Source organism: Myroides phaeus, assembly GCF_900099675.1.
Classification (GTDB): Bacteria; Bacteroidota; Bacteroidia; order Flavobacteriales; family Flavobacteriaceae; genus Flavobacterium; species Flavobacterium phaeum.
Window position 1 is genome coordinate 207,553 of sequence record NZ_FNDQ01000003.1, and the last position, 15,073, is coordinate 222,625.

Sequence of the window (15,073 nt, forward strand, 5' to 3'; positions counted from 1 at the left end):
ATGAAAAAACAAACATTATATAGAGTATTACCGGTTGCGCTTTTAGCACTTACTATGCAGTCTTGTTTCGTTGCAAAAACGTACGATAGACCTGAAGTAATTGATGAGCAATATTACCGTTCTGATAAAATATCTCAAGACACTCTTTCTATGGCAAATATGTCATGGAAAGAGTTATTCTCTGACCCTATTTTAGTTGACTATATTGAGAAAGGATTAGAGAACAACTTAGATATTAGGATAGCATTACAAAATATTAATGCTGCTCAAGCTTATATGCAACAAGGGAAATGGGGATATGCTCCTACATTAAACCTTGGTGCTAACTATACACACTCAAACCAATCTAAAAATTCTATTACAGGACAAATGATTGGTTACACAAGAGTAAAAAACGACTTGTATGATGTTACAGGCTCATTCTCTTGGGAACTTGATGTATGGGGAAAAATTCGTAGTAATAAAAGAGCTTTTGCTGCTGGGTACTTACAAACTGTATCTGCTCATCAAGCTGTGAAAACTCAGCTTATTGCTACTATTTCTACAACTTATTTCCAATTGTTAGCTTTAGACCAACAAAAGAAAGTAACTGAACAAACTATTATCAATAGAACAAACAGTTTAGAAACTATAGAGGCACTAAAAGAAGCTGGAAAGGTGAATGAAGTTGCGGTTAAACAAACACAAGCACAGTTATTCAACGCTAAGGCTTTGCTAATTGACCTTGAAACTAATATCAAACTAACCGAGAATGCTTTTAGTATTTTATTAGGGGGAACTCCTGATAAGGTTGAAAGAGGTAGCTTACTTGATCAAAAACTGAATACAGATCTTTCTGTTGGGGTACCAATGCAATTATTAAGCAATAGACCTGATGTAAGAGCTGCTGAATATGGTTTAGTAAACGCGTTTGAATTAACTAATGTAGCTCGTAGTAACTTCTACCCTTCTGTTCGTTTAACAGCAAATGGTGGATTACAGAGTGTTGATTTCTCTAAATTGTTTGATACAAACTCATTCTTTGCTAATATCATTGGTGGGCTTACACAACCATTATTTAATGGTAGACAGATTAGAACGCAACATCAAGTTGCACAAGCAAAACAAGAAACAGCGTATTTAACGTATAGAAAAGCAATATTAAATGCTTCTAAAGAAGTTTCTGACGCATTGTATTCTTTTGAAAATTCAACTAACAAGTTGACACTGAAAAAACAAGAGTACGAGGCTTATGAAAAAGCAACTGAATACTCTGAAGAGTTGTTAGTGAATGGTATGGCTACTTATCTTGATGTTCTTACAGCAAGAGAAAGTGCACTTGCCGCTCAACTTGCTTACATTAATACAGAATTATCTCAACTTACCTCAATTGTACAATTGTACAGAGCTGTGGGTGGTGGTATAAAATAATTTAATTGTTAATTGTTTTTCATTAAAAAAGAGTAGTTATTTGGTTAACTACTCTTTTTTTTATCTTTGAATTATGAATCTATCAAGACATATTTTTCCGTATCTCTTTCCTAAATATACTTGGAAGCGTATTACTGATCAAAAAGTTGTTTACTTAACTTTTGACGATGGACCTATTCCTGATATTACAGAATGGGTATTACACCTATTGGAAAAATACAATATAAAAGCTACTTTCTTTTGTATTGGAGATAATGTTCGAAAACATCCTGAAGTATTTAGACAAATAGTAGCACATAAACATCGTATAGGAAACCATACATTTAATCATTTGAATGGATGGAAGAATGAAAAAATCACTTATGAAGAAAACATTCTACTTGCAAACGAAGAGATGACAAAACACACTATTTTACCTAAATTATTATTCAGACCTCCTTATGGTAAAATAAAACAAAATCAAGGGAAAGAACTTTTAAAACGAGGGTATGAAATAATTATGTGGTCACATATTTCAAAAGATTACGACAAGAATATCTCTTCTGAAGAATGTTACCAAAACGCTATTTCGGCTATTCAACCTGGTAGTATCATTGTTTTTCACGACAGCATAAAAGCGGAGAAAAATATGAAATATGCACTACCAAAAACAATAGAATACCTTATCGAAGAAGGTTATTCTTTTGGAATATTATAAAGTCTTAGTAACACTGATTAAAGAATTTACATCCATTACACCGCTTTGGCGCCAAATCATTGTACCTCTTTTATACAACATCATTGTTGGAACTTGTTTAATTCTAAGTGCTTCAACTAATTCATTATTTTTCTCTACATCAATCTTAACAATCTTAAGTTTGTCCCCCATTATTGCAGCTACATCGTGTAGGATTGGATTCATTGTTGTACAGGCTTCATTCCACTTTGCAAAAAAGTGAATTAACACCGGTACTTCTGCCGTTACTAAATCTCCAAATTTTGACATATAACTTTAATTTATTTTACTCTAAACTCTTTTTACTCTACAAAAATATTATTTTTCGCAGAATTACCTTACTTTTTTCTCTTTAATTCAATTACGGTTATTTCAGGCCAAATCCCCGTTCTACCTTGGTAGGCGTGGTAACCAAAACCACGATTAACATAGATGTATTTTCCTAAGTTTTCATATAGTCCAGCCCACTGTTTATAAACATATTGTATTGGACTCCACTTAATAAAACCAGGGATCTCTATTCCAAACTGACTTCCGTGTGTATGTCCAGCTAATGTCAATTGAAAGTTTTTCTTGTGTCCGCGTATTTGTGCATCCCAATGTGATGGATCGTGACTCATTAAAATTTTAAAATCTTTCGCCTCTACGCCTTCTGACGCTTTGTCTAAATCTCCATACTGCATAAACTTCACTCCCCAATCTTCTACTCCAACTAAAGCAATGCGCTGTCCGTCTTTCTCAAACCATACATTTTCATTTCGCAATAGCTTAAATCCTAACGCAGGACTAATATCACAAATTGCCTTGAAATTTGCATCTCGTTCTTCTTTAGTATCCCAATTAACATAATCTCCATAATCGTGATTTCCTAAAATTGAATACTTTCCATATCTATAGGATTTTATCTTTTTGAAAACATCAAGCCAAGGTGTCATTTCATCTGCTACACTGTTTACAATATCTCCTGTAAACAATAAAGCATCTGATTCTTGTTGATTAATCAAATCAATTGCATATTCTATTTTCTCCTTGTTGTCAAAACTTCCACAGTGAATATCTGACAAATGTGTAATTTTAAAACCGTCAAAAGCCTCTGGTAAATCGTCAAATTCTATAATGTGTTTATACACTTGAAACTTATAACGCCCTATTGTTATTCCGTGCAATACAGACAAAAAAGGAATTGCAGCAACACCTAAAGCGATATTTGCAACAAACTTTCTTCTTCCTGGTAAAAAACTTTCTTGCTCGCTTCTCTCTTCTTTAGTCCTTTTGAAAAAAGAAAATATTCCTCTAACGACGCGTGTTAAATCTTCAAAAATCAGTAATAGTGCAATTAACAATTTAGGTAAATAAACCAATACCACTAAAGCCATAGCAACCATCGACTGGTGATTTTTAGCGTGATGACGGTCAAATTGTGATAAACCGTAAGCTATATATGCTATTACCAATACAGAAATAATCACATATAGCCTTTTCATTAACTTGCTTTTTGTTATTTGTCTTACCGCTTGAAACGTATAAAACTCACACAAAACAAGAACTAATCCTAAAATAGGAATTGTCTCCATATCAATAATCTATAAATAACAAATTTACCTTTTTGTTTAAAGTATAAAAAAATCTTTAACAACTTTTAATATTCCTAAGAAATTATTAAAAAAGAAACTCATTGTACGCTCTTTTGTCCTTATACAAAATCACTATCTTTGAAAACATTATAATTTAATTCAATAAAAACCATATTCAAAATGGCTAATAAAAACCGCCTTTTCTTATTAGATGCTTATGCCTTGATCTTTCGTGGCTATTACGCATTTATCAAAAATCCAAGAATCAACTCGAAAGGACTTGATACTTCAGCAATATTAGGTTTCATGAATTCCCTTTTAGATGTTATCAAAAGAGAATCTCCTGACCACTTAGCTGTTGCCTTTGACAATGGAGGAAGTAGAGATCGCGTGGCTTTATTTCCAGAATATAAAGCAAACAGAGATGCAACTCCTGAAGCTATTAAAATAGCAATTCCTTATATCAAGGAAATACTGACGGCTATGCATATTCCAATTGTAGAGGAAAAAGGATATGAAGCAGATGACTTAATTGGAACTCTCTCTAAACAAGCAGAAAAAGAAGGTTACGAAGTTTTTATGGTAACCCCTGATAAAGATTATGCCCAACTTGTTTCTGAAAATATCTTTATGTACAAACCTGCTCGTATGGGGAATGGCATCGAGATATGGGGTATTGATAAAGTAAAAGAGAAATTTGAAGTAGAACATCCTTTACAAGTAATTGACTACTTAGGAATGATGGGAGATGCTGTTGATAATATTCCTGGATTACCAGGGGTTGGTGATAAAACAGCAAAGAAATTTATTAAAGAATACGGGTCGATGGAAAATCTTTTAGCTAATACAAATCAGCTGAAAGGTAAAATGAAGGAAAATATTGAGGCTAATATTGATAAAGGACTATTGTCTAAAAAGTTAGCTACAATTATGCTTGATTGTCCAGTGCAATTTAACGCTGATAATTATATTCTTGAAAAACCAGATCTTGAGAAATCTGAAGCTCTATTCAATGAATTAGAGTTTAGACGAATGAAAGAACAGTTTGACAAAATTTTCAATGAAGGTAGAGAGGTTATACCTACTCCAGTTACTGAAGTAAAACCAGTTGCTCAACAAGACGAACAATTCTCTTTATTCGGAACACCAAATGATAGTGATGACACGTCATCAAATAGCTACTTTGCGACACTTGAAACAACGAAACACGTGTATCAAGTTTGTAATAGTCCTATGGCTATTCGCTTGTTAATTCAAAATTTAATGCAACAAAAGAGTGTTTGTTTTGACACGGAAACAACGGGACTTGATGCTTTAAATGCAGAGTTAGTTGGTATTGCTTTTTCTTTTGAAAAGGGAACTGCTTTTTATGTTCCCGTTCCTGAGAATCAAGAAGAGGCGAAAATCCTTGTACAACAATTTAACCCTTTCTTTGAGTCAGAAGAAATCGAGAAAGTGGGACAAAATCTAAAATACGACATCAAAGTATTAAAACAATATGGCGTTTCTATAAAAGGACCTTTGTTTGATACAATGATTGCTCATTATTTAATTAACCCTGATATGCGCCACAATATGGATGTTTTGGCAGAAACGTACTTAAAGTACACGCCACAACCAATTGTTGATCTTATCGGTAAAAAGGGTAAAAATCAAAAAACAATGCGCGATATTGACGTTGAACTGGTAAAAGAATATGCTGGAGAAGACGCTGATATTACAATGCAATTAAAGGAGACTTTCCAACCTAAATTAGTTGAAACATTAACAGCCGATTTATTTAAAAATATTGAGGTTCCATTGGTTAAAGTTTTAGCGGATATGGAAGCAGAAGGAATTCGCTTAGATATTGACTTTTTACAATCTTTATCTGGTACGTTAGATAGTGATATTAAAGAATTAGAGCAACGCATTTATAGTGAGGCTGAAGAAGAGTTCAACTTGGCTTCTCCAAAACAATTAGGAGATATCTTATTTGAAAAATTAAAAATTGGAGGACCAAAACCTAAAAAGACGAAAACAGGTCAATATGCAACAGGTGAAGAAATATTAAGCGACCTGGCTCCAAAACACGAAATTATTCGTGATATTTTAGAGTGGAGACAGCTTATTAAATTGCAAAATACTTATGTAGATGCATTGCCAAAAGTTGTTGACCCAAAAACCAATAGAGTACATACAGAATATATGCAAGCAGTTGCTGCAACAGGTCGTTTAAGCTCAAACAACCCTAACTTGCAAAATATTCCTGTAAGAACAGAAAGAGGTAGATTAGTAAGAAAAGCTTTTGTAGCACGTGATGAAAACTATGTGTTACTGGCTGCCGATTATTCTCAGATTGAATTGAGAATTATTGCTGCGTTGAGTCAAGAGCCAAATATGATTGAATCTTTCAAAAATGGAGAGGATATTCACCGTTCTACTGCTGCTCGTGTATTCAACGTGCCTTTAGAAGAAGTAACTAAAGAACAGAGAAGTCACGCAAAAACAGTAAACTTTGGAATTATCTATGGTGTTTCTGCTTTTGGATTGAGTAATCAAACAAATCTGTCTCGTGCTGAAAGTAAAGAATTAATCGATACATATTATGCTACTTATCCTAAGTTAAAAGACTATATCGCTTCTCAAATTGACTTTGCACGTGAAAACGGATATGTACAAACAATATTAGGTAGAAGACGTTACTTAAAAGATATTAATTCACACAATGCTGTGGTTAGAGGTGCTGCTGAACGAAATGCAGTGAATGCTCCTATACAAGGTAGTGCTGCTGATATCATCAAAATAGCAATGATTAATATCCACAACCGATTGACAAATGAAAACTGGCAATCTAAAATGCTATTACAGGTACACGATGAGCTTGTCTTTGATGCGCACAAAGACGAACTTGACAAATTAAAAGAAATGGTAAAATCAGAAATGGAAAAAGCATTTCAATTAGAAGTTCCTTTAGTGGTAGACTTAGGAACTGGACTTAATTGGCTTGAAGCTCATTAATTGATTGCTAAATATTTTTTTGAAATGCTACTCATTTTTATGGGTAGCATTTTTTATTTAGACTTATTCTTTATTACTTTTGCCGTCAGATTCAAAACTAATATGATATGAAGTCTAAAATTACAACCCTTATTTGCCTATTCTCTGCTTCCTTATCAGTAGCACAAGAGTTACCTAAATACAACCAAACAACTCTTGATTCTATTGCAAACTCCTTAGATGATATTGTTATTGTAGCTTCGCGAAAGCCAACTAATATCTCTGAAATCCCTGGTACGGTATGGGTAATTCCCACACAACAAATTCAACAACAATATAAAAATGGTGTTTCTTTAAAAGAAATGCTTGCCATTCTTGTTCCTGGATTAGATATTGGTAGCCAAGGGCGCTCTAACTATGGCCAAAATATGAGAGGTCGTTCGATGTTGGTAATGATAGATGGTGTTTCTCTAAACAGTTTGAGAAACATTAGCAGACAATTAGATGCTATTGACCCTTTTAACATTGCAAAAATTGAAGTATTATCTGGTGCAAGCTCTATTTATGGAGGAAATGCAACGGGGGGGATTGTAAATATCATCACTAAAAAAGCAAACAACTTTGGTTGGGGAGGAGATTCTGAAGTTTCTGCTCGTTCTGGCCTTGCTGGAAGTACAGACCGCGATTTACGAGTAGCTCAATCGTTGACTTACAAAAACGATAAATTCTCAACGCGTATTTCTGCTGCCTTTCAAGATAATGGTGCTACTTATGATGCGAATGACAAGCAAATTATGGCCGATATAGCGCAAACAGATTTACAATACAACCGTTCTTTTGATTTAATAGGTACGGCAAGTTATAACTTTAATGACGCTCATAAAATTAGTGCTTTGGTTCAATATTACAACTCAAGCTTTCAAGGAGATAAAAGTGCTTTCTTAGGAGACAACTTAGGAGCATTTACAAATGCTGATCCAAGCCAGATTAGTATGAGAAAAGGCTTTAAAACTGACCATAAACCAGGAACAGAGCGCTTTATGACAAATCTTAGTTACAACGGAAATAATATTTTAGGAGGACAAGATTTGTATGTTCAAGTAGCTCATCGTTCCGAGAAACTTACTTTCTACCCTTTTCCTGGCACAGTAAAACTACCTACTGAAAAACGTACATATATGTCTGCTTCCCAACAAAACACGCACTATACAGGGATTAAAGCAGTTATGACTAAAGACATTAACTTTTTAAAATTCACATACGGAGTAGATTTAGACTTTGAAAAATTTGAAGGAAATCAAAATGTGTTTGACCACGATAAGTCACTTCAAAGCGGTGGTCTTGTAAACCAAACTGTTTTTACGATTCCACGTTACCCTACAAACAACTCTTTCAGCTTTGCGGCTTATGCTCAAGCTGTGTATAATATCACAAACCAGTTTCAACTTTCTGGAGGTATACGTTTCCAAAACACAAATATCAAGATTGATGATATAATTGGATCTGTTCAAAACACACAAGTTAATATGGGATACGGGCAATCTGCTGACATTATTCCAGGTGGAAAAAGTTCGTATAATACAACAGCTACAAATTTTGGATTCTTATATAAACCAACTCAAAATCAACAAGCTTGGGCTACATTCTCACAGGGAGTAAGTCTTGCTGATCCCTCAAAATACTATGGGTATGGAACATACAACTTGAACACTACTACCCAAAATTGGGACTTACAGTCGAGCTTAAATGTAAAAGACCAACCTCTTAATGGTATTAAAACAAACCAATTTGAACTAGGATACAGATTTAAAACTGAGAGTGGATTTAAAGGTCAAATTTCTGGTTTTATTAGCCACTCAAACAAAAACTTATCTGTTGATAAAAAGAACTTCCAAGTATTATTATTAGATCAAAAATTGAGAAATATGGGTATTGAAGCGGAAGTTTCATATACCAAAAATGGTTTCTTAGTTGGTGCAAATACATTAATCATTACTTCAGAAGTTGAAAAAAATGACGAATGGAATAAACAAGACATCACTACAGCGAGTCCCTCTAAAGTAATTGGTTATGCAGGCTATGCTTATAACAATTGGTCTTTTAGAGTACAGTCTACTCAAAATATGAAATTGACTGATGAAACTAAAAATACCATCAAAGCATACAATACAACCGATTTAATGGTAGAATACAAATTACCTGTTGGTAAGTTAAACTTAGGTGTACAAAATATTTTAAATACAGACTATCAAAGTATTTGGAGTAAAAGAGCACAAACATTTTACTCTGTTTACAACTTACCGGCATTATTTAACTATAACGGAAGAGGGAGAACTTTTACTCTTACATACTCGTACTCTTTTTAATAAAAGGGCATCATAAAAGTACTTTACTCAAAAAAAGTAGGGTTTCACAAGTTTTATAAAGAAAGTAAATATTCTACGTATTATGTTTGTAGCCAATATAACCTAAATCATTGACTGCAAATAGTGTCATAATACATATTGATATAAATTGCTATCAAAAGGATTAATCCTAACTTTTCCCAAAAAAGAAGTCTTTTTACTAAGACTTCTTTTTTTATAGATATAATTATCCTCCAAATTCATACATTTACCCTTTAAATAAATACTTTACAGAATGAAAAAACTGCTTGGCAAAATAATGCTTGGTATTACAGGGTGGAAATTACAGATGAATGATGTATCTATAAAAGGTGCTAAAAAGTCTATTCTAATTTGTGTACCTCATACATCAAATTGGGATTTCTACTATAGTTTGGCTTGTTTCTGGATTATTGGAGTACCGTTCAAAATGTTTATAAAAGACTATTATACTAAATCGTGGTTTGGCTTCTTCTTTAAAGCACTTGGTTGTATTGGTGTTGATAGAACAAAAAGGCAAAATCTTGTCGAATATGCCGTGACATTAATTAATGAAGCGGATGAAATAGCAATGATTAATACTCCTGAAGGAACAAGAGGTTATTCTGACAGATGGAAACAAGGATTTTATCAAATAGCGAAACAAGCTGATATTCCAATTGCATTGTGTTATGCTGATTACAAAAAGAAAGAATGCGGAATTATGAAGCTAATAAAAGTAGAAGATAAAACATTTGAACAAGTATTAGATGAAATTGCACCATACTACAGCAAAGAAATGGCAAAGTATCCGGAAAACTTTAATCCTAAGTTTTACTAAATTATAATCTTCTATAAGTCATAGAAGACTCATATAAAGAAATCCCCTTGACCTTATTAATAAGGTCAAGGGGATTTTTATTTTATACATAGAATTAACTATTCAATTGTAAACTCAACTGATTTCTGAAAGCTGTGCTCTCCTCCGTTTATAGTTTTTGTAAAGCGATAAGTTCCTTTATCGTAAGTAAAAATATCTTTAAATAAAGACATTTCAAAACTAACTTCTTCATCAACTGGTACAATTTGTAACATCAATGTAAAAGCAGTACCCGTCATATCAAAATCAGTCCATTCCTCATTTTTTAAAACCGCAATTGAATAATCCGTCCCCATATTCAATGTGTAAGTAGAATTATTCTTCATTTTTACTTTCAACATATCTGGTGCTTCAGCATAAACCTCCTTTACAGCTTTAAACTCAACTTGATCTGCTAACTCTTTACTTGTCATCTCTGAATTTGACGTTTCAACTTTTTCTTCTACTTGTTCAGCTTTGCTCTCTTTCGATTGACAACTTGTAAGTAATACACCGCCAAAAGCTAATGCACTAACCAAAATATACTTCTTCATTTTATATTTAATTATCCTACTAAAGTATATAAAAAGGATAAAATAGACCACAGATTTATACATCATTTAAAATAAAAGACTAAAATCTATTTATTGAACCACCAGAAAAACAAAGTGCTTTACCTTATTCATATCTATAACAGACCACTACAATAATTCCTTTCTAATTAACTATACCGAAGTGTCAGTAAATGAGCTTAAAAACAAATTACCCACCCCTAACATTCTAATTTTCAAAACATCAACAAAAAAACATATCTTCGCAATGTAAAAAACAATTTTAATTCCTATACAAACATTTGAATACCAATTAATTCAAAAAATACGGCTATGTATTTGTATAGTAAATAAATAATTGTAATTTTGCACTCCCTTAATTGGGAATGGAATGTTTAATTAAATACAAATTTATTGTGGAAAGTTTAAGCTACAAGACAGTATCAGCTAACAAAGCAACTGCTCAAAAAGAGTGGTTAATTGTAGACGCTGAAGGTCAAAATTTGGGACGTCTTGCTTCAAAAGTTGCAGTACTTTTAAGAGGTAAACACAAACCAAGTTATACACCGCACGTAGACTGTGGAGACAACGTAATCGTTATCAATGCAGAGAAAATCAACCTTACAGGTAACAAATTGGATGACAAAACTTACATCCGTCACACTGGTTACCCAGGAGGTCAAAGATCATTAACTGCTAAAGTAATGCAACAAAAAAATCCTGCATTATTAATTGAGAAAGCAGTAAAAGGAATGTTGCCTAAAAACAAATTAGGAGCACAATTATTCCGTAATTTAAATGTTAATGTAGGTGTAGAGCACAAGCATGAGGCTCAACAACCTAAAGCCGTTAATTTAAACGAAATTAAGTAATGGGAGTTATTCACAAAATCGGTAGAAGAAAAACCGCTGTTGCTCGTGTTTATGTTTCAGAAGGAACAGGAAACATTACAGTAAACAAAAAAGATTTTAAAACTTATTTCCCAACTGGTACATTACAGTACAAAGTTTTACAACCACTTTCATTAACTGAAAATGCTGAGAACTTTGATATTAAAGTAAATGTATACGGTGGAGGAACAACTGGACAAGCTGAAGCAGTGCGTATGGCAATTGCAAGAGCTATGTGTGAAGTTGATGTTGAAAACAGAGCTGTATTGAAACCAGAAGGTTTACTTACACGTGACCCTCGTATGGTTGAGCGTAAGAAATTCGGTCAGAAGAAAGCTCGCAAGAGATTCCAATTCTCTAAACGTTAATATTTATTTATTATTAAAAAATCTAGGTTTTTGTTGCCCCACTTACAATTGCTGTAAGAGGTAGTTTAGCATCTAAATGATTAAGACCGAGAAATCGCTACTTATTCATTGCTAAAGTAACAGAACGTAAACTATTAGAAAATGGCAAACAAAGTAGAAGTTAAAGATTTACTAGAAGCAGGTGTTCATTTCGGACACATGACTAGAAAATGGGATCCAAACATGGCTCCTTATATCTATATGGAGCGTAATGGTATTCACATTATCAATCTATATAAAACTGCAGCTAAAATTGAAGAAGCTAATGAAGCTTTAAAAAAAATCGCTGCATCAGGAAGAAAAGTTCTTTTCGTTGCTACTAAAAAGCAAGCAAAAGACATCGTAGCTGAAAAAGCAGCTGCGGCTAACATGCCTTACATCACTGAAAGATGGCCTGGTGGTATGTTAACAAACTTCGTTACTATTCGTAAAGCTGTTAAAAAAATGGCTTCAATCGATAGAATGAAAAAAGACGGTACATTTATGACTCTTTCTAAAAAAGAGCGTTTACAAGTAGAACGTCTTCGTGCTAAATTAGAGAAGAACTTAGGTTCTATTGCTGACATGACTCGTCTACCAGCAGCTCTATTTGTAGTAGATATTAAAGCTGAACACATTGCGATAAAAGAAGCTCAAAAATTAAACATTCCGATCTTCGCTATGGTAGATACTAACTCTGACCCACGTCAAGTTGATTTCGTTATACCAGCAAACGATGATGCTTCTAAATCAATCGATAAAATTTTATCTTTAGTTACTTCTGCTATTATTGAAGGTAATGCAGAAAGAAAATCTGAAAAAGAAGAAGCTGCTGCTAAAGTAGAAGCTCCTGCTAAAGCATAATTTTTTAACAATATCATAAAGTCGTTATGCTGATAGATGTTTACCTTTGTATTCAACTGTCACTAACGACTTTTTTTAATTATTAACTTTAAATACGACTAAAATGGCGAATATTACTGCTGCAGAAGTAAATAAACTAAGACAACAAACAGGTGCCGGAATGATGGACTGTAAAAAAGCTTTAGTTGAAGCTGAAGGAGATTTCGATAAAGCAATCGAAGTTTTACGTAAAAAAGGACAAAAAGTTGCTGCTAACCGTTCTGACCGTGAGTCAAGCGAAGGTGCTGCTGTAGCTTTAGTTAATGCTGACAAAACTAGAGGTGTTGTTATTACATTAAACTGTGAAACTGACTTCGTAGGTAAAAACGAAGCTTTCCAAGCTTTAGCTAAAGAATTAGCTGAAAAAGCAATCAACTTCAATACTAAAGAAGAATTCTTAGCTTCTCCATACGATGCTTCAATGACTGTTGCTGAAAAATGTATCGAGCAAACTGGAGTTATCGGTGAAAAAATCGAAATCGGTTCTTTCGAAGTATTAGATGGTGCTTTCATCGGTTCTTATGTACACGGAAACAAAATTGCTGCTATCGTTGCTTTATCTGAAGCTGTTGCTAAAGCTGAAGAAATTGGTAAAGATATCTCTATGCAAGTTGCTTCTATGGGAGCTGAAACTTTATCTTACAAAGATTTTGATGCAGAATTCATCGCTAAAGAAACTGAAGCTCGTATTGCTGTTATCGTAAAAGAAAATGAAGAATTAGTACGTTTAGGAAAAACTCTTAAAAATGTACCTCAATATATTTCTTACGCTCAAATTACTCCTGAAGTATTAAAACAAGCGGAAGAAGATGCTAAAGCTGAATTAAAAGCTGAAGGTAAACCAGAAGCTATCTGGGATAGAATTATTCCTGGAAAAATTCAACGTTTTATCAGCGATAACACAACTTTAGACCAAGAGAAAGCTTTATTAGACCAAAACTTTATTAAAGATGAGGCTAAAAAAGTAGGAGACTACGTTAACGCTTTCGGTGTTTCAATCACTGGATTCAAAAGAGCATCTTTAGGATAATCTTTTATTATAATTTAAAAAAGCCTCAGAAATTCTGAGGCTTTTTGTTTTTTTGCGTACATTTACTTCTACGCAATTGATTTAAAATATGAAATTCTTAAAAAAACATCTGCTTTTGCAGATAATCATTGCTATTTTCTTAGGTAGCATATTAGGTAACGTTCTCCCTGAACAAATAGGTAGAATATTCAGCACGTTTAATAGTGTATTCGGAAGTTTCCTTAGTTTCTCCATTCCTTTAATTATTATCGGTCTTATTGTTCCTGCTATTGGAAATATTGGAAAAAACGCAGGTAAACTACTGCTTATAACAACTGCAATTGCTTATGGATCCACTCTTTTTGCAGGATTCATTTCTTATGGAGTAAGTTACTCTATTTTTCCAAGTATCCTTTCTACTGAATCTTTTGAAAACATCAGTGAGAATACAAGAAACTTAGTTCCATTCTTTGAAATTGGTATGCCTCCACTATTTGATGTGATGAGTGCTCTTATACTTTCTTTCTTATTAGGAATAACTATATCAAAAAACGATTTCCCGTATTTAGAAGGGGTTTTTAACGAGTTTCAGAAAATAGTAATGTCTTTAATCAATAAAGCTATTATTCCTTTCTTACCGCTCTTTATTTTTGGTATATTCTTAAACATGACTTATAACGGACAAGTATTTGCTGTTCTTGACACTTTTGTTAAGATCATCGGAGTAATTTTCGTTCTACATATTTTTGTTTTGCTATTCCAATACACGATTGCTGGAGTAGTTAGTAAAAAAAATCCGCTTACTTTAATGAGAAATATGTTACCTGCTTACTTTACAGCTTTAGGTACACAGTCTTCTGCTGCGGCAATTCCAATTACTTTAAAACAAACTTTAAAAAATGACGTAAATCCAACTATTGCTGGTTTTACAATCCCTTTGTGTGCTACTATTCACCTTGGGGGGAGTACACTTAAAATAGTAGCTTGTGCTATTGCTTTAATGCTAGTACAAGGTACTACAATAGACCCTCTTCAAATCGTAGGATTTATATTTATGTTGGGAATTGCAATGGTAGCTGCTCCTGGTGTGCCTGGCGGGGCTATTATGGCTTCTTTAGGTGTATTACATTCTATCTTAGGTTTTGATACTGAACAACAAAGTTTAATGATTGCCCTTTATATTGCAATGGACAGTTTTGGTACTGCTTGTAACGTAATGGGAGATGGTGCAATCGCCGTAATTGTAAACAAAATATCAAGTAAATCGATTGCATAATTTATTTACTTAAGCAAATATACTTCAAGGCAAGAATTTATTTCTTGCCTTTTTTTATACCCTTGTCCCGTCCTAAAATAGGTTTACACAAAATAGACTTATTTATGAAAGAGACAGAAAACACAAGGGAAAAGCGTAGTCAACGAGATTATACTTTA

The 15,073-nt window shown here is 33.4% G+C and carries 13 protein-coding genes; 10 read left to right on the forward strand and 3 right to left on the reverse strand.

The genetic code is table 11. From position 1 onward, the window contains the following. Together BLT46_RS02860 and BLT46_RS02865 are read left to right on the forward strand one after the other, a co-directional pair. Entirely contained in the window at positions 1-1,410 is a 1,410-nt protein-coding gene (locus BLT46_RS02860) for an efflux transporter outer membrane subunit (protein WP_090405933.1), read from the forward strand. A 73-nt stretch (positions 1,411-1,483) separates the two neighbouring features. Further along, entirely contained in the window at positions 1,484-2,107 is a 624-nt protein-coding gene (locus BLT46_RS02865; RefSeq protein WP_090405870.1) for a polysaccharide deacetylase family protein, read from the forward strand. On the opposite strand, the gene BLT46_RS02870 is transcribed toward BLT46_RS02865, so the two are convergent. After that, positions 2,102-2,395, reverse strand: a complete 294-nt coding sequence (locus BLT46_RS02870; protein ID WP_090405873.1) for a thioredoxin family protein — start codon at positions 2,393-2,395, stop codon at positions 2,102-2,104. The two genes, BLT46_RS02865 and BLT46_RS02870, sit on opposite strands and share 6 nt — an antisense overlap. Positions 2,396-2,463: 68 nt before the next feature. Further along, positions 2,464-3,699 carry a metallophosphoesterase gene (locus tag BLT46_RS02875; RefSeq protein WP_245722928.1) on the reverse strand — a complete coding sequence of 412 codons (1,236 nt, stop codon included), beginning with the start codon at positions 3,697-3,699 and terminating at the stop codon, positions 2,464-2,466. A gap of 180 nt (positions 3,700-3,879) precedes the next feature. Between BLT46_RS02875 and polA the strand changes: the two genes are divergently transcribed. The 3 genes from polA to BLT46_RS02890 all read left to right on the forward strand — a co-directional run bounded on the left by polA (position 3,880) and on the right by BLT46_RS02890 (position 9,882). Then, a complete protein-coding gene (gene polA, locus BLT46_RS02880) occupies positions 3,880-6,699 on the forward strand; it encodes a DNA polymerase I (protein ID WP_090405876.1) in 2,820 nt (939 codons plus the stop codon). A 107-nt stretch (positions 6,700-6,806) separates the two neighbouring features. After that, a complete protein-coding gene (locus BLT46_RS02885) occupies positions 6,807-9,044 on the forward strand; it encodes a TonB-dependent receptor (protein ID WP_090405881.1) in 2,238 nt (745 codons plus the stop codon). Between the two features lie 274 nt (positions 9,045-9,318). Continuing rightward, entirely contained in the window at positions 9,319-9,882 is a 564-nt protein-coding gene (locus tag BLT46_RS02890) for a 1-acyl-sn-glycerol-3-phosphate acyltransferase (protein WP_090405882.1), read from the forward strand. Positions 9,883-9,980: 98 nt separating this feature from the next. Here BLT46_RS02890 and BLT46_RS02895 read toward each other — a convergent pair whose 3' ends face one another. Further along, a complete protein-coding gene (locus BLT46_RS02895; protein ID WP_090405885.1) occupies positions 9,981-10,454 on the reverse strand; it encodes an immunoglobulin-like domain-containing protein in 474 nt (157 codons plus the stop codon). Positions 10,455-10,867: 413 nt separating this feature from the next. On the opposite strand from BLT46_RS02895, the gene rplM reads away from it, so the two are divergent. The 5 genes from rplM to BLT46_RS02920 all read left to right on the forward strand — a co-directional run bounded on the left by rplM (position 10,868) and on the right by BLT46_RS02920 (position 14,915). Further along, a complete protein-coding gene (rplM, locus tag BLT46_RS02900; RefSeq protein WP_090405937.1) occupies positions 10,868-11,323 on the forward strand; it encodes a 50S ribosomal protein L13 in 456 nt (151 codons plus the stop codon). After that, entirely contained in the window at positions 11,323-11,709 is a 387-nt protein-coding gene (rpsI, locus tag BLT46_RS02905) for a 30S ribosomal protein S9 (protein WP_090405888.1), read from the forward strand. The genes rplM and rpsI overlap by 1 nt, the downstream gene beginning before the upstream one ends. A 141-nt stretch (positions 11,710-11,850) precedes the next feature. Next, positions 11,851-12,591 carry a 30S ribosomal protein S2 gene (rpsB, locus tag BLT46_RS02910; protein ID WP_090405891.1) on the forward strand — a complete coding sequence of 247 codons (741 nt, stop codon included), beginning with the start codon at positions 11,851-11,853 and terminating at the stop codon, positions 12,589-12,591. 103 nt (positions 12,592-12,694) lie between these two features. Next, entirely contained in the window at positions 12,695-13,660 is a 966-nt protein-coding gene (gene tsf / locus BLT46_RS02915) for a translation elongation factor Ts (RefSeq protein ID WP_090405895.1), read from the forward strand. An 88-nt stretch (positions 13,661-13,748) separates the two neighbouring features. Then, a complete protein-coding gene (locus BLT46_RS02920; protein WP_090405898.1) occupies positions 13,749-14,915 on the forward strand; it encodes a dicarboxylate/amino acid:cation symporter in 1,167 nt (388 codons plus the stop codon). The last annotated feature ends 158 nt before the right edge of the window (positions 14,916-15,073 follow it).